The sequence below is a fragment of the Methylobacter sp. BBA5.1 genome, from assembly GCF_000746145.1.
Lineage (GTDB): Bacteria > Pseudomonadota > Gammaproteobacteria > Methylococcales > Methylomonadaceae > Methylobacter > Methylobacter marinus.
Window position 1 is genome coordinate 195705 of the sequence record NZ_JQKS01000004.1, and the last position, 20352, is coordinate 216056.

Here is a 20352-nt window from a genome sequence, read left to right on the forward strand (position 1 = left end):
GCGGAAACACATAATGCCGGATTCAGAAAACTTGAGAGCCTCAAACATCCATCCAGCGATCACTACAGAACTCGCTCCGCTTTTTAGCGACATCGCCGTCGTCGTCCAGCAAGCCCGCCAGCAAGTGCAACAGGCGGTCAATAGCGCGATGGTCCAGTGCTACTGACGAATTGGCCGCTTGATTGCCGAGATGAACAGCAGGGACAAGCCCGTGCCGCTTATGGCAAACAGCAACTGCAAGCGCTTTCAGAGTATTTGACGGCAGTATTCAGCAAGGGTTTTGACCAGCAATCTGCGTAATATGCGCTTTTACTTCTGTTTTCCAAATTGTGACGCAGTGAGTCACAAATTAAGTTGGACGCATTATAGAAAGCTGATTCGCATTGAAAATCCAAACGCCAGGATTTGGTACCAGAAGGAAGCGATCGAACAGCATTGGAGCGCCCGAGCGCTGGAACGGCAGGTCAACAAACTTTTGAAAGAGCGGTCGTGTAGGGGCTATAGGCGGGCGATTCTGGAGCCCTACGCCGCTGCCCCCTCGTGGCACAGTTATCCCAACACCCGTTGATGACGTTGAAGGGACTGCAGTTGACAGAAACAGGAATGAAGTGGTGATTATTCCGCAAGGAGTTAAGACGCGCAGCTCCCCCCTGTTTCATTTGTCGTGAATTGGCAGTGCGCGTCTATTTCGCTCTACGGTCTATAGAACGCCTTGCGCCTGCATGGCATCGGCTACTTTCACGAAGCCGGCGACATTGGCGCCGTCGACATAGCTGAAGCTACCGTCTTCACGCTCGCCGTATTGAACGCAGACCTGGTGAATACCTCGCATGATTTCCTGCAAACGCATGTCGACTTCTGCGCGGGTCCAGGATAGTCGCATCGCGTTCTGACTCATTTCCAGTCCGGAAGTGGCCACGCCGCCTGCATTGCTGGCTTTGCCCGGCGCATAAAGTACGTTGTTGGCTTCGAACAACTTGATCGCTTCGTTGGTAGTCGGCATATTAGCGCCTTCCGCCACACATCTAACGCCATTTTTGATCAGAATGGCCGCGTCCACAGCATCCAGCTCGTTTTGCGTCGCGCAAGGCAGCGCCACATCGACAGGGACATTCCAAGGCTTCGTACCGGCGTGGAATTCGCTGCCGGTGCGTTTGGCGTAATCGTTGACGCGACCATAGAGGTGGTTTTTCACTTCCATCAGTTCAGCCAATTTCTCGGTAGTGAAACCGTCGTTGTCCACGATGGTGCCGCTGGAATCGGATACGGTGACGACTTTGGCACCCAGTTCCATCGCTTTTTCCACCGCATACTGCGCCACATTGCCAGAACCCGACACGCTGACGCGCAAACCGTCAAACGACATGCCTTTGCGTTTCAGCATTTCCTCGGCAAAATAGACCGTGCCATAGCCGGTTGCTTCCGGACGGATCAAGGAGCCGCCGAAACTCAGGCCCTTACCTGTGAACACGCAGTCGGCGCGATTGCTGAGCTTTTTCATCATGCCGGCCATATAGCCAACTTCGCGTCCGCCTACGCCAATGTCGCCCGCAGGTACATCGGTATCAGGGCCGACATGCCGAAACAGTTCGGTCACGAACGCCTGGCAGAAGCGCATTACTTCGCCCGGGCTTTTGCCTTTGGGGTCAAAATCGGAACCGCCTTTGCCACCGCCCATTGGTAAGGTGGTCAGCGCGTTCTTGAAAGTTTGTTCGAAGGCCAGGAATTTTAGGATCGACAAGTTGACCGATGGATGGAAACGCAAGCCACCTTTATAGGGGCCAATAGCCATGTTGTGCTGAATGCGGTAGCCGCGGTTAACTTGCACTTTGCCGTGGTCATCGACCCAAGATACCCGGAACATGACGATGCGCTCTGGCTCGACCAGCCGGTCAAGCAGACCATTTTCAGCGTATTTAGGAAAACGCGAAATGAAGGGCCACAGGCTCTCCATCACCTCCGTCACTGCCTGGAGAAATTCAGTCTGACCAGGATTAAGTTCGGCGACGTGAGTCAGAAATTCATTACAGCTTTTGTATTTCATTAATGCATTGCCTCAATTTAGTGGGCTTGTTAATAATTAATATGTTGCTTATGGCGCATAAGCTCATCAATTTTACTTTATTTAACTTCTGGAATTTTAATTAATCCAGGGTCGCGAATTCATAACGGGCCCCCTCCGCATATCTAAGAACCTGCTCAATATCTGCTAAGAGTGGTTGATGATAGCGGGTGCGACATTTGGAAGGTGGAGAAGAAAAAGTGGTAGTTGGCAGAAATCTCAGGGCTTGGGACCCAGAATCAACTCTCTTTACCGGGATCATTTGCACTGGACGGGATTGTCGAAGGACGGCAAAAGCCTGATCATTACCAGCATGCGCCCTGACCTCGGCTCGCTGGGCGGAAACGAAGAATGGATTTCCTATCAGAATCCTCAGGTCGAGTGGCAGGAGCCCTTGAGCCTGGGTGACACTATCAATACCGCGGGCGAAGACATGTGCAGGACTTTCACGCCGGACGGCGAAGTTTTCAGGTGGCAGGGGGTCCGCGGGCCGCTTAGTAATGGGCATGGAATAAATCAGGGAATTGTAGGTACGAATTCATTTATGCCCTATGGACTTGTGCCCTTCAGGGTATTCGCACTATGCGAATACCCTGAAGGGCACAAGTAAATTCGCACCTACACTGGAAATTCATCCGTGCACTTGAGGAAGTTATTTTATGCGCGTTCCTTAGAAAATTTAGCGCGATAGAAGGAGCTGAGGCATGAAGCTATTGATCACGAATGATGGGCTTTCTTCAGCAGTCGAAAAAGATGTACGCTATGTGTACTATAGATCCATCCTTCCCAGTGCCTTATGGAGGTAAACAATGAGCAATCCATCAACTACGGAATACCTGTCGGTTCATGAATTTTTCTGCGACCTCCCTGATGATGTCCTGAAATTTCTGTCCGAATGTTCGAGCATATACGAAATCAAAAAGGGGCAGATCCTGTTTCAACAAGGCGAAAAAGCAGACAAATTCTATATAGTCCGCAATGGACGTATCGCCCTACAAATCCCAGCGATAATGGGCCCGAATCTGGAGATCCAGACCCTGGGTAATGACCAAGTCTTGGGATGGTCCTGGTTGATCTCACCTTATCAATGGAATTTTCAAGCCAGGGCCGAAGAGGACTCGGAATTGCTCCAGTTTGACGGGACTGCCATACTGGCACGATGCGAGCAGGAACCGAAATTCGGCTATGAGCTGTTAAAGAAATTTGCCGGAATGATGTCTATGCGTCTCGAAGCGGCGCGTCGGAAGATGATGGAGGAATGGAATCCCGCCGGATTTGCCTAAGTCGCAGTAAGGGCAGAAGGGTCAAGTAAGGGAGTAAGGGCAGAAGGGTCAGGTCTAGATTCAAGTAAGGGCAGAAGGGTCAGGTCTAGATTCATAGCTTTTTTTGGAAATGAGAAATAAAAGAGCCGGGTTTATTTTATAATTCAACCCGCTCCTTTTTTTCAAAGCGAAGAGTTTTGAAACGCCCAGCACGGTAATTCCGCGCTCCGAGATTTGTCAGGGGGAGTTGGCTGTTCAACCTTGATGATTAGTAAACAATACTACTAATCTAGACCTGACCCCGCTGGCTTGACTCCGCTGGCTGTAAACTATAATTCATAGGATCAATTGAACATTGGTTGAAAGCGAATTTAACTAAAACTGTATTTCACATGTTGTCCATAACTCCCGAACAAATTGCTATTTTCGATGCCATTCAGCGCGACAATTTCGTTATTCGCTTGGATCAGTTTTTACGCGATAACGAGCTATTAGAGTCTCCTTTAGACCCCAATGACTTCTACGAACAAGTTGATCGTTTAGTTGCTCGGGCTGAGCAATTAGGTATACATAGTGAATTAGGTATTGCCTATTACGCCATTTTAGCCAGCCAGTTTGGCGACTCGATGCAAGCAATTGCAGATCGACCCTGGTTTTCTGTATTACAGAGATATGAGGGTGAGTTAGTTGATCCGGACTGGATCGAGCGCGTTTTTTTAACGATTACCGACTGTTTGCAATTGGACTAGCTGAATACGGTTTGAGCTACTATTTTATGAACGAATTATTTTCAAAAACCGATGTACGTAATCTTCAACGTAATTTAAATCAGTTGGGTTATTCAGCGGGGAAGGTAGATAGTCAATTTGGACCCAATACTGAAAAAGCATTGGCTAATTACCTCTCGGATAATGGCATCTCAAAAGCAGAGGCAAAAACCGTAGCAAATAAGTTACGAAAATTGAGTAACAATCCAGCATCCGCAAGTGGCAAAGAGTTCCTTTCTGATGACGAGGCCGCAAAAAAAGCCAACAAAGCAGATGCCGCAGGCGTAAAGGCAAAAAAAACATTTTCCAAGCAAAAACCCTCCGCGAAACAAAAATGCCCTAAAATGCCTAAGTGCCCAGCAGCAGGAAAGCTTGGCAACTTAAGTGCCAAATATGAATCGGGTAACCGTGGGTCTGCCGCAATTGGTTATGACAACACTGGAGGTTGGTCTTACGGCAAATACCAAATTGAAACCAAACGGGGAACCATGAACGGTTTTCTCAACTATGTGAAAACCGCTTCACCTGATGTCTATCAACAGCTTGATGAGGCGGGTGGATACGATGCAGCACTTGCTGGAAATAGCAAATTTAAAAATGCCTGGAAGACTGCCGCGGAAGAGCCAGGTTTTGAAACTCTGCAACACGATTATATTGCCTCAAAAAATTATTCACCCTTATCCAACAAGGTACAAGAAAAAACGGGATTAAATGTTAGTGAACGATCAGCAGCGGTGCAAGATGTCGTTTGGTCGGTGGCGGTTCAGCACGGACCGGGTAGTTCTGTTATATCGAATGCGCTTAAAGGCAAGGACGTCGCCAAAATGACTGATGCCGAAGTCATTGATGCGATTTATGACGAGCGTTCCGCTACAAAGGTTAATAAGGAAGGAGATACCGTCCTGAAATATTTTTCCAAATCGACGAAATCCGTACAAGATGGAGTTGCTGCAAGATATAAACAAGAGCGTAAATGCGCTAAACACATGTTGGGAACAGAAAATCAGCAATATTATGCTCAATCATAAATATATCCTTACTATATTCTTGTTATTAACCGCTAATTTTGTTCAGGCGGAGGTCTCTGCGCCCTCGTTTAATTGTAAAAAGGCAACAACAGCAGTTGAAAAAACAATTTGTGCCAACGATACGCTAGCTCGACTGGATCGCAAGCTAGGTGAAATATGGAAAGGTTTTATCGACGCTTCTAATAATGACACCTTTATATCCCGTTTACGCCAGGATCAGGCTCGATGGATCAAATTGCGCGATAAATGTAAAAACGATATTGATTGTATTTCAAGTGCTTACCAACAACGTCTCGCTGTATTGGGGGCAGATAAAAAACTATCTGTGTTTGCTGGTCAATATGAAAAAAAGGATATTGGCATAATGACAGTTTACCCGACAGGAAATAAAAATTATCTGATATCTATCCAGACCGCTGACCCTGAACAAGGCGCTTGGACTTGTGAGATTACGGGCACGGCGACCGAAAATGGCAACCAGTTATTAGTAACCGTAGGCAGTGATCATTTTACAGCGCGATCAATAGATGCAGATACCATCACTATCGATCCGAATACAGAGGCATTTAAAGTAGCTGAAAATAACTGTGGCTTAAATGGTGGTTTTTTTTATACGTACCGCAAAATTGATTGGCAAGTAAGCAGGTAATCTAGGGCATTTATCCATTACCTAGAAGCATAGCCTGAGCGTCTAAAGAGATTGAGGCACTCATCAGCATAAAACTCATCCAACAGTTTACCAGTGAGCCGCCAAAGCTTATCGTAAGTGCGTTCCGCCGTCTTGCGCAGGAGCGCCTTCAGCTTGTCAAAGACCTGCTCGATCGGATTCAGGTCAGGACTGTAGGACGGCAAGTATTTGATCGACGCCCCGTGCGCTTCAACAAGGGCTTGGAACCTCCACCACCTTATGCGCCGGCAGATTGTAACAGATGACGATATCGCCGGGTTTCAAGGTCGGCCCCAGTTGTGAACGCAGGTATTCCTTAAAGGCTTCGCCCGTCATAGCCTGGTTCAGGCACTAGGGGCCGTGAGCCGGTCGGCACGCAAGCCGGCAATAAAGGTCATGGTCTGCCAATGACCTGCCGGTGCGGCATCCTGACAGCGAGCACCGCCCAAGGCCCGTCCATAGCGGCGGATCATAGCCGTGGATACGCCCGTTTCGTCCAGAAACAGCCGCTTCGACAGATCGCAGGTTTTCTGCCAGGCTTGCCATTGCTCTCGGGCTATAGCGACATCCTCGCGCTGCTGTTCACTGGCGACGACCGTGTTTTTTATAGCGATAGCCCAGTTTGTGCCGGATAAACTTATCAATGGCTGAAATCGAAACACTCAGAGCCTGTTACTGCTCCAACCAGCTCTGCAGTTCCTTCAGCGTCATCGATGACTTTGATAAATGCCTAAAGGAAACGAGTGCTCAGTAATACCTGCTTTTATGATTCACCTAATAAGAAAAGGTATCTCGAGAGTGATTTTTTGCTTTTAACGATTTTTATAAGTCTTTGATTCAATTGGTCGGGGCGAAAGGATTTGAACCTTCGACCCCTTGCACCCCATGCAAGTGCGCTACCAAGCTGCGCTACGCCCCGACGTATTGAAATTTTGAGAGTATCTGAGAAAGGCTTGCGAACGCAGGCCCTATCGATGCGGCAGATTATACTCTATCCGTCGCATTAAATCTATTTTAGTAATAAATCTATTTAAGTAATTCTAAAATATCTTCGAGTTCGCCAATCAACTGATGAATCAACTGCTTGGTGCGGGTTGAGTCTTCCTTGGCGTCATCGCTGGACAGGTGAGCCCTGGCTCCACCGATGGTATAGCCTTGTTCGTACAAGAGAGAGCGGATCTGCCGTATCATCAGAACGTCATGGCGCTGATAATAGCGGCGGTTGCCGCGCCTCTTGACGGGGCTCAGTTCAGCAAACTCTTGTTCCCAATACCGGAGCACATGGGGTTTCACCCCACATAACTCGCTGACCTCACCTATAGTGAAATACCGTTTGGCTGGTATTGGCGGCAGTTCGTTGTTATTACTCGGCTCCAGCATATGCTTCCACTCGGGCTTTAAGTTTTTGACCTGACCTGAATGTTACCACACGCCGAGCGGTTATGGGAATCTCTTCACCGGTTTTCGGGTTTCTGCCAGGACGACTATTTTTATCGCGGAGTTCGAATTTCCCAAAACCGGAAATTTTTACCTGCTCACCGTTTTCCAAAGAACCTTTAATTTCTTCAAAAAACAATTCGACCATCTCCTTTGCTTCGCGCTTGTTTAAGCCAAGCTCATCAAACAGCCTTTCGGCAAAATCTGCTTTGGTTAATGCCATTAAATCAATCTCTCAGCTTTGCACTAATTTTCTTCGTTACTGTATCTAACACCCTGTTAAATATAGCATCTATTTCAGAATCTGTTAGCGTTTGTGAATAATCCTGTATGGTTAAACTTAAAGCCATACTTTTATGGCCTTCTTCCACGCCCTTGCCACGGTACACGTCAAAAATCACGATGTCCTGCAGGGTCTGTTCAGCACATCCTTGAATAGCACTGAGGATGTCATCCGCCGAGATCTCTTCCTTGACGATCAAGGCTAAATCGCGACGCACCGACGGGTACTTTGACAGCGATTTGAACACAGGAATACGCTTATTTAACAATAAGTTCTGGTCGAATTCAAATAAAAAAACCTGAGTATCGAAACCCAGCTGTTTTTCCAGCGTGGGGTGGAGCATGCCAAGCCAGCCAATTGTTTCACCTGCCGGCGTCAGGATTTCAGCCGATTGCCCCGGATGCAACGCCGCTTGCTTTCCCGGTGCAAAGCGCACATCGCAGCCCGTCAACGCAAACATGGCTTGTACGTCGCCTTTCACATCGAAAAAATCGACTTTGCGGGTCTTCTCGCCCCATTGCTCGGCATAGACGCTTCCCAATGCCAACCCTGCCAGCATTTTCTGCTGACGGACTTCTCCGCCCTGATTAATAAAGCGCAGACCGGTTTCAAACAACCGCACCCGGTTCTGCTGGCGATTGGTGTTGTGCAATGCCGCATTCAATAAACCGCACCATAACGTGGTGCGCATGACCGACAATTCCGAGGAAATGGGGTTTTTTAAAGGGATAAACACATCGTCGGGCGCTACTGCCTTCTGGATGTCTTCATCGACAAAACTATAGGTGATCGCTTCCTGATAGTCTCTGTCGACCAGCAGATCCTTAACCCGGTCTATGTCCAGCACGGCCTCTGCCGCTTTGCCTAATTCGGAGCGCATCAACAAACTGCTGCTCGGCAGGTTGTTATAGCCATAGATACGCGCCAGTTCTTCGATCAGGTCCGCTTCGATGGCGATATCAAACCGGAAGCCCGGCGGCGTGATTTGCCAGCCATCGGCCTGAGTTTCCACTAACATGCCCAGGCGCTGGAAAATCGCCACGATTTCTTCATCCGCCAGCGCGATGCCCAGTATTTTCTCGATGCGCTGCCGTCTGAGCAGAACCGCCGGACGTGTAAGTAACACCGATTCGGCTTTCGCTTCGGTAACCGGACCGACGCTGCCGCCTGCGATTTCAATAATCAGTTGCGTGGCGCGTTCGATGGCTCTTTCCTGCAACATGGGATCGACGCCGCGCTCGAAGCGGTGCGATGAATCGGTATGCAACCCGAATCGGCGCGCCTTACCGGCAATGCTTTGCGGGGCAAAAAACGCGCACTCCAGGAATACGTTTTGTGTGTCGTCGCCGACGGCCGACTCGCTACCGCCCATGACGCCGGCAAGTGCCAGGACCTGTTGATCATCGGCGATCACTAACGCTTCGGAATCAAGCGTGATCAGCTGCCCGTTCAATAAAGAAAGTTGTTCGCCGGTCTTGCCCCAGCGTACGTTGATGGCGCCGGTCAGTTTGGCGGCATCGAAAGCATGCAATGGCTGGCCCAGCTCGATCAGCACATAATTGGTGACGTCAACCAGAGGCCCCAGGCTTCTCAGGCCGGAACGGCGCAAGCGTTCCTGCATCCACAACGGGGTCTCGGCCTTGGCGTTTACGCCTTTGATCAGGCGTCCCAGATAACGGGGACAGGCGTCTGCCGCTTCGACGTTGACCGCCAGGACATCTTGATGACTGACCGCCACCGTCTCGATTTGAGTCGGCGACCAATTCATGCGATTTAACACTGCCACTTCCCGGGCAATGCCTTCCACGCTCAGGCAGTCCGCCCTGTTAGGCGTCAAGTCGACTTCGATAATGGAGTCGTTGAGAGACAGGTAGTCGCGGATATTGGCGCCTACTGGTGCATCGGAGGCCAGCTCCATCAGGCCGCTGGCGTCGGCTGCCAGGCCCAGTTCCTTTTCCGAGCACAGCATGCCGAACGATTCCACGCCGCGCAGCTTGGATTTTTTGATTTTAAAATCGCCCGGCAATACGGCGCCGATTAAGGCCGCCGGTATTTTGAGCCCGACGCGCACGTTACTGGCGCCGCAAACGATTTGCAATGGCTCGGCTTCACCGACAGCGACTGTACAGACTCTGAGCCGGTCGGCATCCGGATGTTGCTGCATGTCCAGCACTTCACCGACGACGACGCCGCTGAATACGGCAGCCGCGGGCGTTACGGAATCAACTTCAAGGCCTGCCATAGTCAATTGCTCGACCAGTTCTTCTGTGGTTATGGCCGGATTGACGTAATCTCTTAACCAGGCTTCACTAATTTGCATGATTCAAGCTTTCCTGTAACTGCAACTTATTTGAATTGTTCTAAAAATTTAAGATCATTTTCAAAAAACAATCTCAAATCGTTGATACCGTATCGCATCATAGCCAGACGCTCTACGCCCATGCCGAATGCGAATCCTGAAAATTGTTCGTGATCGATACTCACCGATTTGAAGACTTCGGGATGGATCATTCCGCACCCCCCTACTTCCAGCCAGCCGGTGTTCTTACAGACACGACAGCCTTGACCGTCGCACATCACGCATGAGACGTCGAACTCTGCAGAAGGCTCGGTGAATGGGAAATAAGATGGACGGAAGCGAGCCTGGACATCTTTTTCGAAAAATGCCTGTAAAAACTCGAAAATCACACCTTTTAAATCGCCGAAGCTGACGTCTTTATCGACAAGAAAGCCCTCTACCTGATGAAACATGGGCGAGTGGGTGAGATCCGAATCGCAGCGGTATACCCGTCCAGGGGCAATGACTTTGAGCGGCGGCTGCTCGGACTCCATAACCCGGATCTGCACGGGTGAAGTATGTGTCCGCAAGACCGTATGCGCGTCAAAATAAAATGTATCGTGCATGGCCCGCGCCGGATGATGCTCGGGGATGTTCAGGGCGCTGAAGTTATGGTAATCGTCTTCGATTTCAGGTCCTTCAACCACTTTGAAACCGACCCCGGCAAAAATCGTGGAGATTCTTCTCAACGTGGTCGTGACCGGGTGCAGTCCGGCAACGAATTGCCCTCTTCCTGGCAGGGTCACATCGACACGCTCGCTAGCCAGCCTTTCTTCCAGTGCCGCCTGCTCCAGCGCGGTTTTCCTGGCTTCCAGTTGTTGCTGAAACTGGTCTCTGGCTTCGTTGATTACTTGTCCAGCGGAGCGCCGCTGTTCGGGATCAAGTCTACCGAGTTCTTTCATCTGCAGGGTAAACTGACCCTTCTTGCCGAGATATTGAACACGGACCTGATCGAGTTGATTAAGGTCTTTTGCATCCGCAAGCTGTTGTAATGCCTGCGCGAGAATTTCTTCTAGAATGGCCGACACTGCTCAGCTCGCTTATATTAAGTAGATGGGGAGGAAATCCAAAAAGGATTTTTTAACCGGGCAAGGATTTAACCCCTTACCCCGCCCCTCCCCGATCGGAGAGGGGGGAATAACCTGACTACTCAGCCGGAATAGTCATTTCCTTATCTCAAAGTGGACTTTGATTCGCCTTGGCGATTTTCGCTATTTCAGCAAAAGCGTCCATATCGCGTACCGCGATATCCGCCAAAACCTTACGGTCTATCGCCACATTCGCTTTGTTCAAGCCATTGATCAGGCGGCTGTAAGATGTGCCGCACATTCTGGCTGCCGCATTGATACGGACAATCCACAACGCCCGGAACTGACGTTTTTTCTGTTTACGGTCGCGGTAAGCATATTGACCTGCTTTGATGACCGCTTGCTTGGCAACGCGATAAACGCGACTACGTGCACCGTAGTAACCTTTCGCTTGCTTTAAAATCTTTTTGTGTCTTGCTCTGGCTGTTACGCCGCGTTTTACTCTAGGCATTATTCCGCTCCTTGATTAACTGTAAGGCATCATGCGTGCGGCCATGCGCACATCTGATGGATGAATAGTTGCCGGCTTGCGTAACTGTCTTTTTCTTTTAGTGGACTTTTTAGTCAGAATATGACGTTTATGTGACTGGCCACATTTGAAACCGCCGTTGCCTGTGCGTCTGAAACGCTTGGCCGCGCCACGGTTAGTTTTTATTTTTGGCATTTGTTTGCTCCAATAAATATAAATACAAAATCCCTGAGAAAATAACCCAGCAAGGCAAAATGCATGGCCCTGAAGAATTATGCGCATCAAAAACGATGCCTTCAGCAACACATCCCGTGCTGCCTGATAGCTTTTGAAAGTCTAATGAGAAAAGGCGGCCTTATTACTTCTTTTTCTTCGGCGCCATGACCATGACCATCTGACGGCCTTCCATTTTAGGAAATTGCTCAACAGTGGCCAACTCTTCCAAATCTTTTTCTATACGCTTCAGCAAATCCATGCCGATTTCCCTATGGGCCATTTCGCGCCCGCGGTAACGTACAGTAATTTTTGTCTTATCCCCATCATTCAGGAATTTAGTTAAACTTCTTAACTTAACCTGATAATCCCCCTCGTCAGTTCCGGGTCTGAATTTGATTTCCTTAACCTGGATCTGTTTTTGTTTTTTCTTGGCAAGCGCCAGTTTTTTATTTTGCTCAAACTGGTATTTGCCATAGTTCATTATCTTACAAACCGGAGGATCCGCGTTTGGCGATATTTCCACTAAATCCAAGTCCGCAGCATAAGCAATCTGTTTGGCTTCGTCCAGCGAGATGATGCCCAATGCCTCACCATCGGCACCTGTTACCCTCACTCGCCTGGCAGTGATGGCATCGTTCAGGCGCGTTTCATCTTTTTTAGCAGCGATATCTTAATCCTCCAAAGTATTGTTACTTTTTGTCTTCAATCTCTTTCGTTAACCGTTCGGCAAATGCACTGATTGACAGACTACCTAAATCCTCACCCTTTTGCGTACGCACCGAGATAGTTTGATCATCCAATTCCTTATCTCCAATGATCAAAAGATAGGGCACGCGCTGCATGGAATGCTCGCGAATTTTAAACCCGATCTTTTCATTTCTCAAGTCTATTTTCACCCTGAAACCTTGCTTCTCGAGGTTTTGCGCAAGCTCCGAGGCATATTCGGCATGTCGATCGGTGATCGTCATCAGTACGGCCTGTACCGGCGCCAGCCAGGCAGGGAATGTGCCTGCATGCTGCTCTATCAGAATGCCGATAAAGCGCTCTAACGAACCAAGTATGGCTCTGTGCAGCATAACCGGCACTTGTCTTGAGCCGTCTTCGGCAATATAGGTAGCGCCCAGCCGGCCAGGCATGGAGAAATCGACCTGGATCGTGCCACACTGCCAGACACGTCCAATACAATCCTTCAATGAAAATTCAATTTTAGGCCCGTAAAAAGCGCCCTCGCCCGGTTGCAGATCCCATTTCAGGCCTTTATTATTCAGCGCCAGTTCCAGGGCGCTTTCAGCTTTATCCCAGACGGCATCGTCGCCGACCCGATTCTCCGGACGCGTCGATAATTTGATAATGACTTCTTCGAAACCGAAATCCTTGTAAACATCGAACAGCATATCGATAAAAGTCGATACCTCGTCCTGGATCTGCTCTTCCGCACAGAAGATGTGCGCATCATCCTGCACGAAGTTCCTGACCCGCATCAGGCCATGCAATGTGCCCGATGGCTCGTTGCGGTGACACGAGCCGAATTCCGCCATACGGATCGGCAAGTCTCGATAACTTTTAATGCCCTGATTGTAAATCTGCACGTGGCAAGGGCAGTTCATGGGCTTGATGGCATAGTCACGATGTTCCGAATGCGTCGTGAAAATCATGTCGCCGAACTTATCCCAGTGCCCGGACTTTTCCCACAGGGAACGGTCCACGACCTGCGGCGTTCTTACTTCCCCGTAACCGTTCGCGCGCAACTTCTGGCGGATATACTGCTCAACCTGCTGATATATGATCCAGCCTTTATCGTGCCAGAACACCATGCCGGGCGCTTCCTCCTGGGAATGGAACAAATCCAGGGTTTTCGCCAGTTTACGGTGATCGCGCTTTTCCGCTTCTTCCAGACGATGCAGATAAGCCTGCAACTCCTTTTTATCGCCCCATGCCGTGCCGTAAATACGCTGCAGCATCTCATTGTCGGAATTACCGCGCCAGTAGGCGCCGGCAATCTTCATGAGCTTGAAGGCTTTTAATTTGCCCGTGCTCGGCACATGGGGGCCTCGGCACAAATCAGTAAACCCGCCCTGTTCGTATAAAGACAGATCCTCATTGGCCGGAATGGATTCAATGATTTCCGCTTTGTATTCCTCGCCCTGGTTTCTAAAGAATTTTACCGCTTCGTCTCTGGGCAACACCGTACGCTTGACCGGATAATCCTGATCGGCCAATTGCTGCATTTTTTTCTCGATGGCGGCCAGATCTTCGGGGGTAAACGGTCGTTCGTAGGCAAAATCGTAATAGAAGCCGTTTTCGATGACCGGACCGATAGTGACTTGCGCCCGCGGGAAGAGTTCCTTGACGGCTTGGGCCAAAAGGTGGGCGGTGGAATGACGAATAACATCGACACCCGCTTCATCCTTGGAAGTGACAATTTGAAGCGTGGCGTCGTTTTCGATTAATGTACTGGCATCGACAAGCTTGCCGTCCAGTTTGCCTGCCAGGGTCGCTTTAGCCAATCCGGAGCCGATGGATTGAGCAACCTCCATCACTGTAACAGCTTGGTCATACTCGCGATGAGAGCCATCAGGAAGGGTAATTACCGGCATTATTCGTCAACTATATTTAGTTAGTACAATAAAAAAAGCACCGCCGAGCAGTGCTTTATAAAGTCTGGTAGGCGCGATTGGACTCGAACCAACGACCCCCACCATGTCAAGGTGGTGCTCTAACCAACTGAGCTACGCGCCTGAAGCCTGTGTAACTTCAGAGCCGGCTATTATACTGACAGTTTTTTATTATGCAACTTTTTAAACCAACATTTCCTCTTGCAGCGTCTTGATTTCATCCCTGATCTTGGCCGCCTGCTCAAACTCAAGGTTTTTGGCGTGCTGGTACATGGCCTCTTCCAGCTGTTTGAGCTTCTTGCCCAGCTGTTTGGGCGTCATGGCTTTGTAATCGGCCGCCAGTTCCGCGACCTGCCCCTTCGCCCCACCGAACGAGATGGCGGCGCCGGGAATCGACGTCTGCATGATATCGGTCACGGATTTGTAGATAGTGGTCGGCTCTATATGATGCTCGGCATTGAAACGGCGCTGCCTTTCCCGGCGGCGTTCGGTTTCATCGATCGCCTGCCGCATGGATTTGGTCATGCGATCGGCATATAAAATCGCTTTGCCGCGTACGTTTCTGGCGGCGCGGCCGATGGTTTGCACTAAAGATACGACCGAACGCAGAAAACCTTCCTTGTCGGCATCCAGAATGGCCACCAGGGACACCTCCGGGATATCAAGTCCTTCGCGCAGCAGGTTGATGCCGACCAGCACGTCAAACTGCCCCAGCCGCAAGTCGCGGATAATCTCGACGCGCTCCACCGTGTCGATGTCGGAATGCAGATAGCGCACGCGTACGCCGTGCTCCAGGTAATATTCAGTCAGATCCTCGGCCATCCTTTTAGTCAGCGTCGTCACCAGCACCCGCTCTTGCAACTCGATGCGCTTATTGATTTCCGAGAGCAAATCATCGACCTGCGTCGTGGCCGGACGCACCTCGACCTCGGGATCCAGCAGCCCGGTCGGCCTGACCACCTGCTCGGCGAATACGCCGGAGTGCGCTTTTTCATAAGGGCCGGGCGTCGCCGATATATAGATGCGCTGGGGCGATTTCGCCTCGAACTCATCGAACATCAACGGCCGGTTATCGAGCGCCGATGGCAACCGGAAGCCGTATTCGACCAGCGTTTCCTTGCGCGAGCGATCGCCTTTATACATGGCGCCGATCTGCGGCACCGTGACATGACTTTCATCAATGATGACCAGCGCATCGGCCGGCAGATAATCGAACATGGTCGGCGGTGATTCGCCGGGGCCTCGGCCCGACAGATGGCGCGAATAATTTTCGATGCCCGAGCAGTAGCCGACTTCCAGGATCATTTCAATATCGAACAGCGTCCGTTGCTCCAGCCGCTGTGCCTCGACCAGCTTATTCAACGAGCGCAATTGCTCCAGGCGCTCCTTGAGCTCGATCTTGATCGCATCGACAGCGGACAGCAGCTGCTCGCGCGGCGTCACGTAATGATTCTTCGGGTAGACCGTATAGCGAGCCACGCGGCGCAGGACTTCGCCAGTCAGCGGGTCGAACAGCGACATACGCTCGACTTCGTCATCGAACAACTCGACGCGCAAGGCTTCACTGTCGGATTCAGCCGGAAAAATATCGATGACTTCGCCGCGCACGCGATAGGTGGCGCGGCGCAGTTCCGTATCATTGCGCGTATACTGCATTTCGGCCAGGCGGCGCAAAATGGCGCGCTGATCGATCATGTCGCCCTTGACCAGATGCAGGACCATTTTGAAGTAGGATTCCGGCTCGCCCAAACCGTAAATCGCTGAGACGGTCGCGACCACAATCGTATCCTGGCGCTCGATCAGCGCCTTGGTGGCCGACAGGCGCATTTGCTCGATATGCTCGTTCAGCGAGGCGTCCTTGTCGATAAACGTATCGGAGGCCGGCACATACGCTTCCGGCTGGTAGTAGTCATAATACGAGACAAAATACTCAACGCTGTTTTCCGGGAAAAATTCTTTCATCTCTCCGTATAGCTGCGCCGCCAGCGTTTTGTTCGGCGCGATTATCATAGCTGGGCGCTGAACCTCATTGATCACATTCGCGATCGTGAAAGTTTTGCCGGAGCCTGTGACACCCAACAGCGTCTGATGCACTTCCCCGTCATTCAGGCCCTCAATCAGCTGTCTTATGGCGGTCGGCTGGTCGCCGGCCGGTTTGAATCGACTTTGAATTTTAAATTCTTTCTTCACTCAAAACTTCTCAGGAAATTAATCATTTTTAACAGTGGACTGTTAGCAAGCCATTATACATAGAGTATAATCTTCGTTATTTCTGACATTGATTTTACACGGCGGAATATGAGCATCAAACTATCTGATAGAGTGCAAGCAGTTAAACCCTCTCCTACCCTGGCCATTACCGCCAGAGCAGCGGAAATGCGCGCTGCCGGTAAGGACATTATTGGACTGGGCGCGGGCGAACCCGATTTCGACACGCCGGATCACATCAAAGCAGCCGCGGTTAAGGCACTAGACAACGGTTTTACCAAATATACTGCAGTCGACGGTATTCCGAGCTTAAAAAAAGCCATTATCAACAAGTTTAAAAACGATAACGGCCTGGATTACCAGCCCAAACAGATCCTGGTTTCCTGCGGCGGCAAGCAAAGCTCGTACAATCTGGCTCAAGCCCTGCTCAACCCCGGCGATGAAGTCATTATTCCGGCACCGTTCTGGGTTTCTTATCCCGACATGGTGCTGCTGGCGGACGGTGTGCCTGTTATTATCGAAACCACACAGGCGCAGCAATTTAAAATCACGCCGGAGCAGTTGCGCGCGGCCATCACCGACAAGACCCGGCTGATGTTCATCAACAGCCCGTCCAACCCGTCCGGTATCGCCTACACCCTGGACGAACTGAAAGCCATCGGCGATGTACTCAAGGAGTTTCCGAACATCATCATCGCCACCGATGACATGTATGAGCATATCCTCTGGAAAAAAGACACGTTCGTTAACATCCTGAATGCGCACCCTGACCTGTACGACCGCACTGTGGTCATGAATGGCGTATCGAAGGCCTATTCAATGACCGGCTGGCGTATCGGTTATGCGGCCGGCCCCGTCGACCTGATCGCGGCCATGTGCACGATCCAGTCGCAAAGCACCTCCAACCCGACCTCGATTTCGCAAATCGCCGCCGAGGCGGCCTTGACCGGCGACCAGTCGTTTATCGACAACATGCGCGACGAATTTAAAAAGCGCCATGACTTCGTCGTCTCTGAATTCAATAAAATCGACGGCATCGACTGCTTGGGCACGGACGGCACGTTTTATGTGTTCCCGAATGTGGAAAAGCTCATCGAAAGGCTCGACAACATCAATGACGACCTTGAATTCGCCGAGTATCTGATCGAACAGGCCGGCGTCGCGCTGGTTCCCGGTTCCGCGTTCGGCTGCCCCGGCCATATCCGCATTTCCATCGCCACCAGCATGGTCAACCTGGAAAATGCCCTGGAGCGCATCAGAAACGCCATCTAAAAAACTGCTTCGCATTGATAAACAACAGGGCGACTGCAGCTATGCAGCCGCCCTTTTTTTATCCGCAGGGATTGAACCCGATTCCTGTTAAACGATCCGGCAGGCGCAAGCTAATCGCCCGCCACGCGCCAGTTCGACAGTATCGGCAGCCCCCGCACCCGACAGCCCAGCGCTTCGAGCCACTTCGCGACCATCTGGTTGGAATTGTGCGAAAGCGTGTAGGGCTCGGGGTGAGGCACGAAGTCCAGATCCATTTGGGCGTTGTAAATCCGCACCGGCAGCGCCGCCTGATACAAATCATCCAACTTTTCGCGCAGCCTGAGCACATCCGACGCTTCCGCACGCAATTCGATTAACTGTTCGATTCCGATGCGCACCTGACTGCGTACGTTCGCCGCGGTCCGCGCCCCCGGCAGTTCGCGGCGGCCTAGCGCGGCCTGGGTGTCTCCGAACAGCGCGCTAAAACCGCTGGCCAGATCGGTCCGGCCCAGAGCGTAATACTGCCAATCGCCGTAAGAGTATCGGACCAGCCCCCCGCTTTCAGCGGGAAGCACAAGACTGGAATGACGACCATGATCCAGCAGGAACACGGGCACCGGTTCGCTCAGTTGACGGGGCAGATCCAGTCGCACCGCGCAGCCGCCCAGCCATAATGGCAGGGCCAGGAGCAGAATAGGCAGTGCGGGGCAATAGGTCAGCGATAAGCGCATTGTTTTTCGTCACGGCTGAGGGTATTGCAGTTGAATACCGTCCTGAAAAATTGTTGTTCCGAATTCGATTCGGAAAACAGTCTCTTCAGGCAATACACCCCTGATAAAAATCAGCGCCTTCCATGGCTGTAAAGATTGTTAAACAAACGAATGACAACAGCGATCATGGTCTGGGTGATCTTGATGGCAGGAACGCGGCTCGGATTTTCCGAGGCATAATCGTCAATCGCTTCATTCATGAGCTTGACCAGGCCCAGCTGAGGATTATCCTCGATGACCCGGCTTGCGAATCTATCCTGCAGCCTGGCCCTGATCTTATCATCCATGGGTTTTTCCTTGATTAACGATTGCAGTTCCGCGTCCAAAAGCACCGCTTGTTTTTCCGCCCAGTCGAAATCCATGTCATTCTGGGATGGAAGAGGACCGAAGGCCTTTTGGAAGACGCACAGCACATCGAAGCACAACTCCATGAACAGGTACGACATATCCTGGTTTTCCCGGGCGATGACCGCCGGAAACATGCCGAAAATAGTCTGGGCGAGTCCAGTCTGATCCAGTTGAAACTGCTCGAGCATGCTTCTGCCGGTTTCCTCGTCGATGCTCTTGGCATATTCCAGGGCTTGGTAGAGTTCTTGGTTGGTAAGTTCGTGCATAATCGCCTCAATAATTCATAGCCTTCGCCAGGATAACCCCGGCGAAGGCAAAAAATGAATGAATCTTATCAGCCCAAGGCAGAGAAATCTTTCAAATTCGTGAAAGCATAGGCTGGCGGCAGGGCACTGTGGGAATCTTAATGGCCGATCCACGCTGAAAACCTGCCACAATCGGCAAGGTAATTATAGGGAGAGAAGGTAACGGCAAACACTGGATTGAAGCTGAAAGGGCCGGAGGTCCGGCTGGGAAGGCACCTTTGCCTGGCCAATCCTGTCTTTGCGGATTCAGGAGGGACTTCAGTACGATGCCCCATTTCGCCGTACTATTCACATCTTGTCGGTAATCGCAGGGCATGCGCACCATATATGCCAGGCCCTGTGCTGGAAATATAGGATGCGCAATCCACCCTGCCCGATCCGTGGCTTTACTCACAACGCCATTGGTTAAACCAGTTCGCAAGCTCTTGCTTATCTGCCGTTGGTGCCGCGGATACACAGATGCCGATAGTGTTGCCTTCAACCAGGCCAATGGCCGCGTGCTCGCCAACCTTAAGCTTTTGGGCTTCCATGCCGGGGATCCGTATGGACAGTTCCCGGCCTACCAGGTTTTCCTGGCCGGATTCTATAGAGGCGGACACATCCGTGGCATCGGGAAGCGCGTTGGCCATCGACGGCGATGCGCCAATGCCGAAAAGCCCTTTGGATGCTTTTGAAATTTTCTTGATATTGATTAAAAGTTTCGTCTCCATTTGCCGTCCTGCGGGCCATTCCCATTTAATTTCAAGGGTTTGAGTTGACATAGCTGAGCATCCTCCAGAAAACGCCATTGTGGCGATAAAAATCATGCAAAATCCAAAAATAACTGATGTAGTCGACTTCATAGTAAATCCCCTTATTTTTAGGGTGTGTCCACCGTCAACATATAACCCGATCCGAATGCGGAAAAGCCTACATAGTGTTTGAATGAAAATTAATTAATCTCATATTCATCAATAGGTTATAATGATTTTCCAACACGAAGATGTGTTGCCCTGACCCCGGTTTTGTCTTATTTCCAGCGAAAATCGGCCCGTAACCGCCTAAAAGCCAAAATCTTCATCCCTCGAATTCGCATGCGCACCGTCATTCAGCCTCAACTCAAATTCGGTGAAACCGATATTGCCGCCATTGTCATTGATCCTAAATCACGTGATGACATTCCCCAACTACTGCGTGGACTGCAATACATTTATACCGAGGTCAGCTTGCGTCAGCGGATATTTGCCATTCTGGAAGAG

The 20352-nt window shown here is 50.6% G+C and carries 23 protein-coding genes, 2 tRNA genes and 1 pseudogene; 9 read left to right on the forward strand and 17 right to left on the reverse strand.

The features are described 5' to 3' along the window. Nucleotides 1–13: 13 nt before the first annotated feature. Together EK22_RS25160 and EK22_RS25165 are read left to right on the forward strand one after the other, a co-directional pair. The gene (locus tag EK22_RS25160) at nt 14–166 is read left to right on the forward strand and encodes a hypothetical protein (RefSeq protein ID WP_218185940.1); all 153 of its coding nucleotides are present in this window, start codon (nt 14–16) and stop codon (nt 164–166) included. Nucleotides 167–280: 114 nt separating this feature from the next. After that, nucleotides 281–568, forward strand: a complete 288-nt coding sequence (locus EK22_RS25165) for a DUF1016 N-terminal domain-containing protein (RefSeq protein WP_255360572.1) — start codon at nt 281–283, stop codon at nt 566–568. A 132-nt stretch (nt 569–700) separates the two neighbouring features. Here EK22_RS25165 and gdhA read toward each other — a convergent pair whose 3' ends face one another. Beyond that, nucleotides 701–2044: an NADP-specific glutamate dehydrogenase gene (gdhA, locus tag EK22_RS03985; RefSeq protein ID WP_036248272.1), complete on the reverse strand. Its 1344-nt coding sequence runs from the start codon at nt 2042–2044 to the stop codon at nt 701–703. A 244-nt stretch (nt 2045–2288) separates the two neighbouring features. Between gdhA and EK22_RS03990 the strand changes: the two genes are divergently transcribed. The 5 genes from EK22_RS03990 to EK22_RS04010 all read left to right on the forward strand — a co-directional run bounded on the left by EK22_RS03990 (nt 2289) and on the right by EK22_RS04010 (nt 5768). Then, nucleotides 2289–2672, forward strand: a complete 384-nt coding sequence (locus tag EK22_RS03990; protein ID WP_235209212.1) for a hypothetical protein — start codon at nt 2289–2291, stop codon at nt 2670–2672. Between the two features lie 199 nt (nt 2673–2871). After that, nucleotides 2872–3345 (forward strand): Crp/Fnr family transcriptional regulator, encoded by a 474-nt coding sequence (locus tag EK22_RS03995; protein ID WP_036248277.1) that lies wholly within the window; start codon nt 2872–2874, stop codon nt 3343–3345. Between the two features lie 338 nt (nt 3346–3683). Further along, on the forward strand, nt 3684–4073 hold the full coding sequence (locus EK22_RS04000; RefSeq protein ID WP_152564998.1) for a hypothetical protein: 390 nt from the start codon (nt 3684–3686) through the stop codon (nt 4071–4073). Nucleotides 4074–4099: 26 nt separating this feature from the next. After that, entirely contained in the window at nt 4100–5119 is a 1020-nt protein-coding gene (locus EK22_RS23030; protein WP_051961665.1) for a peptidoglycan-binding domain-containing protein, read from the forward strand. After that, nucleotides 5106–5768 carry a lysozyme inhibitor LprI family protein gene (locus EK22_RS04010; RefSeq protein WP_036248281.1) on the forward strand — a complete coding sequence of 221 codons (663 nt, stop codon included), beginning with the start codon at nt 5106–5108 and terminating at the stop codon, nt 5766–5768. Before EK22_RS23030 ends, EK22_RS04010 begins: the two co-directional genes overlap by 14 nt. A gap of 17 nt (nt 5769–5785) precedes the next feature. Here the strand turns inward: EK22_RS04010 and EK22_RS25540 are convergent, their stop codons facing one another. The 13 genes from EK22_RS25540 to uvrB all read right to left on the reverse strand — a co-directional run bounded on the left by EK22_RS25540 (nt 5786) and on the right by uvrB (nt 16422). Continuing rightward, complete coding sequence (locus EK22_RS25540; RefSeq protein ID WP_081917754.1) at nt 5786–6058, reverse strand: transposase; 273 nt, start codon at nt 6056–6058, stop codon at nt 5786–5788. Between the two features lie 72 nt (nt 6059–6130). Continuing rightward, complete coding sequence (locus EK22_RS04020) at nt 6131–6430, reverse strand: hypothetical protein (protein ID WP_036248284.1); 300 nt, start codon at nt 6428–6430, stop codon at nt 6131–6133. Between the two features lie 198 nt (nt 6431–6628). Further along, nucleotides 6629–6705, reverse strand: a tRNA-Pro gene (locus EK22_RS04025). A gap of 107 nt (nt 6706–6812) precedes the next feature. Further along, nucleotides 6813–7166 carry a MerR family transcriptional regulator gene (locus EK22_RS04030; protein WP_020157695.1) on the reverse strand — a complete coding sequence of 118 codons (354 nt, stop codon included), beginning with the start codon at nt 7164–7166 and terminating at the stop codon, nt 6813–6815. Next, entirely contained in the window at nt 7150–7446 is a 297-nt protein-coding gene (gene ihfA, locus EK22_RS04035; protein WP_020157696.1) for an integration host factor subunit alpha, read from the reverse strand. The genes EK22_RS04030 and ihfA overlap by 17 nt, the downstream gene beginning before the upstream one ends. A 4-nt stretch (nt 7447–7450) precedes the next feature. Next, on the reverse strand, nt 7451–9826 hold the full coding sequence (gene pheT, locus EK22_RS04040; RefSeq protein ID WP_036248287.1) for a phenylalanine--tRNA ligase subunit beta: 2376 nt from the start codon (nt 9824–9826) through the stop codon (nt 7451–7453). A gap of 26 nt (nt 9827–9852) precedes the next feature. Continuing rightward, nucleotides 9853–10872 (reverse strand): phenylalanine--tRNA ligase subunit alpha, encoded by a 1020-nt coding sequence (gene pheS / locus EK22_RS04045; RefSeq protein ID WP_036248289.1) that lies wholly within the window; start codon nt 10870–10872, stop codon nt 9853–9855. A gap of 148 nt (nt 10873–11020) precedes the next feature. Continuing rightward, nucleotides 11021–11383, reverse strand: coding sequence for a 50S ribosomal protein L20 (gene rplT / locus EK22_RS04050; RefSeq protein ID WP_020157699.1), 363 nt, complete (start codon nt 11381–11383; stop codon nt 11021–11023). 15 nt (nt 11384–11398) lie between these two features. Continuing rightward, nucleotides 11399–11596, reverse strand: coding sequence for a 50S ribosomal protein L35 (gene rpmI / locus EK22_RS23500; protein WP_081917759.1), 198 nt, complete (start codon nt 11594–11596; stop codon nt 11399–11401). A 163-nt stretch (nt 11597–11759) separates the two neighbouring features. Further along, a complete protein-coding gene (gene infC / locus EK22_RS04055; protein ID WP_081917755.1) occupies nt 11760–12284 on the reverse strand; it encodes a translation initiation factor IF-3 in 525 nt (174 codons plus the stop codon). A gap of 22 nt (nt 12285–12306) precedes the next feature. Then, a complete protein-coding gene (gene thrS / locus EK22_RS04060) occupies nt 12307–14214 on the reverse strand; it encodes a threonine--tRNA ligase (protein ID WP_036248291.1) in 1908 nt (635 codons plus the stop codon). 65 nt (nt 14215–14279) lie between these two features. After that, nucleotides 14280–14356 (reverse strand) — tRNA-Val (locus EK22_RS04065). A gap of 59 nt (nt 14357–14415) precedes the next feature. Beyond that, complete coding sequence (gene uvrB, locus EK22_RS04070; RefSeq protein ID WP_036248293.1) at nt 14416–16422, reverse strand: excinuclease ABC subunit UvrB; 2007 nt, start codon at nt 16420–16422, stop codon at nt 14416–14418. A gap of 108 nt (nt 16423–16530) precedes the next feature. On the opposite strand from uvrB, the gene EK22_RS04075 reads away from it, so the two are divergent. Then, entirely contained in the window at nt 16531–17712 is a 1182-nt protein-coding gene (locus tag EK22_RS04075) for a pyridoxal phosphate-dependent aminotransferase (RefSeq protein ID WP_036248296.1), read from the forward strand. A 110-nt stretch (nt 17713–17822) separates the two neighbouring features. On the opposite strand, the gene EK22_RS04080 is transcribed toward EK22_RS04075, so the two are convergent. The 3 genes from EK22_RS04080 to EK22_RS04090 all read right to left on the reverse strand — a co-directional run bounded on the left by EK22_RS04080 (nt 17823) and on the right by EK22_RS04090 (nt 19920). Then, the gene (locus EK22_RS04080) at nt 17823–18422 is read right to left on the reverse strand and encodes a hypothetical protein (RefSeq protein WP_036248299.1); all 600 of its coding nucleotides are present in this window, start codon (nt 18420–18422) and stop codon (nt 17823–17825) included. A 110-nt stretch (nt 18423–18532) separates the two neighbouring features. Beyond that, nucleotides 18533–19075 carry a hypothetical protein gene (locus EK22_RS04085; RefSeq protein WP_020157705.1) on the reverse strand — a complete coding sequence of 181 codons (543 nt, stop codon included), beginning with the start codon at nt 19073–19075 and terminating at the stop codon, nt 18533–18535. A 425-nt stretch (nt 19076–19500) separates the two neighbouring features. After that, nucleotides 19501–19920, reverse strand: coding sequence for a hypothetical protein (locus tag EK22_RS04090; protein ID WP_152564999.1), 420 nt, complete (start codon nt 19918–19920; stop codon nt 19501–19503). 267 nt (nt 19921–20187) lie between these two features. On the opposite strand from EK22_RS04090, the pseudogene EK22_RS24120 reads away from it, so the two are divergent. Then, a pseudogene (locus EK22_RS24120) lies at nt 20188–20352 on the forward strand (ISNCY family transposase); the annotation flags it as partial.

Bases quoted from the DNA above. Each gene is read 5' to 3' on its own strand.
- EK22_RS25160 (WP_218185940.1), top strand. From the start codon at position 14: ATGCCGGATTCAGAAAACTTGAGAGCCTCAAACATCCATCCAGCGATC.
- gdhA (WP_036248272.1), bottom strand. From the start codon at position 2,044: ATGAAATACAAAAGCTGTAATGAATTTCTGACTCACGTCGCCGAACTT.
- EK22_RS03995 (WP_036248277.1), top strand. From the start codon at position 2,872: ATGAGCAATCCATCAACTACGGAATACCTGTCGGTTCATGAATTTTTC.
- EK22_RS23030 (WP_051961665.1), top strand. From the start codon at position 4,100: ATGAACGAATTATTTTCAAAAACCGATGTACGTAATCTTCAACGTAAT.
- EK22_RS04010 (WP_036248281.1), top strand. From the start codon at position 5,106: ATGCTCAATCATAAATATATCCTTACTATATTCTTGTTATTAACCGCT.
- EK22_RS04030 (WP_020157695.1), bottom strand. From the start codon at position 7,166: ATGCTGGAGCCGAGTAATAACAACGAACTGCCGCCAATACCAGCCAAA.
- ihfA (WP_020157696.1), bottom strand. From the start codon at position 7,446: ATGGCATTAACCAAAGCAGATTTTGCCGAAAGGCTGTTTGATGAGCTT.
- pheT (WP_036248287.1), bottom strand. From the start codon at position 9,826: ATGCAAATTAGTGAAGCCTGGTTAAGAGATTACGTCAATCCGGCCATA.
- rplT (WP_020157699.1), bottom strand. From the start codon at position 11,383: ATGCCTAGAGTAAAACGCGGCGTAACAGCCAGAGCAAGACACAAAAAG.
- rpmI (WP_081917759.1), bottom strand. From the start codon at position 11,596: ATGCCAAAAATAAAAACTAACCGTGGCGCGGCCAAGCGTTTCAGACGC.
- thrS (WP_036248291.1), bottom strand. From the start codon at position 14,214: ATGCCGGTAATTACCCTTCCTGATGGCTCTCATCGCGAGTATGACCAA.
- EK22_RS04075 (WP_036248296.1), top strand. From the start codon at position 16,531: ATGAGCATCAAACTATCTGATAGAGTGCAAGCAGTTAAACCCTCTCCT.
- EK22_RS04080 (WP_036248299.1), bottom strand. From the start codon at position 18,422: ATGCGCTTATCGCTGACCTATTGCCCCGCACTGCCTATTCTGCTCCTG.
- EK22_RS04085 (WP_020157705.1), bottom strand. From the start codon at position 19,075: ATGCACGAACTTACCAACCAAGAACTCTACCAAGCCCTGGAATATGCC.
- EK22_RS04090 (WP_152564999.1), bottom strand. From the start codon at position 19,920: ATGATTTTTATCGCCACAATGGCGTTTTCTGGAGGATGCTCAGCTATG.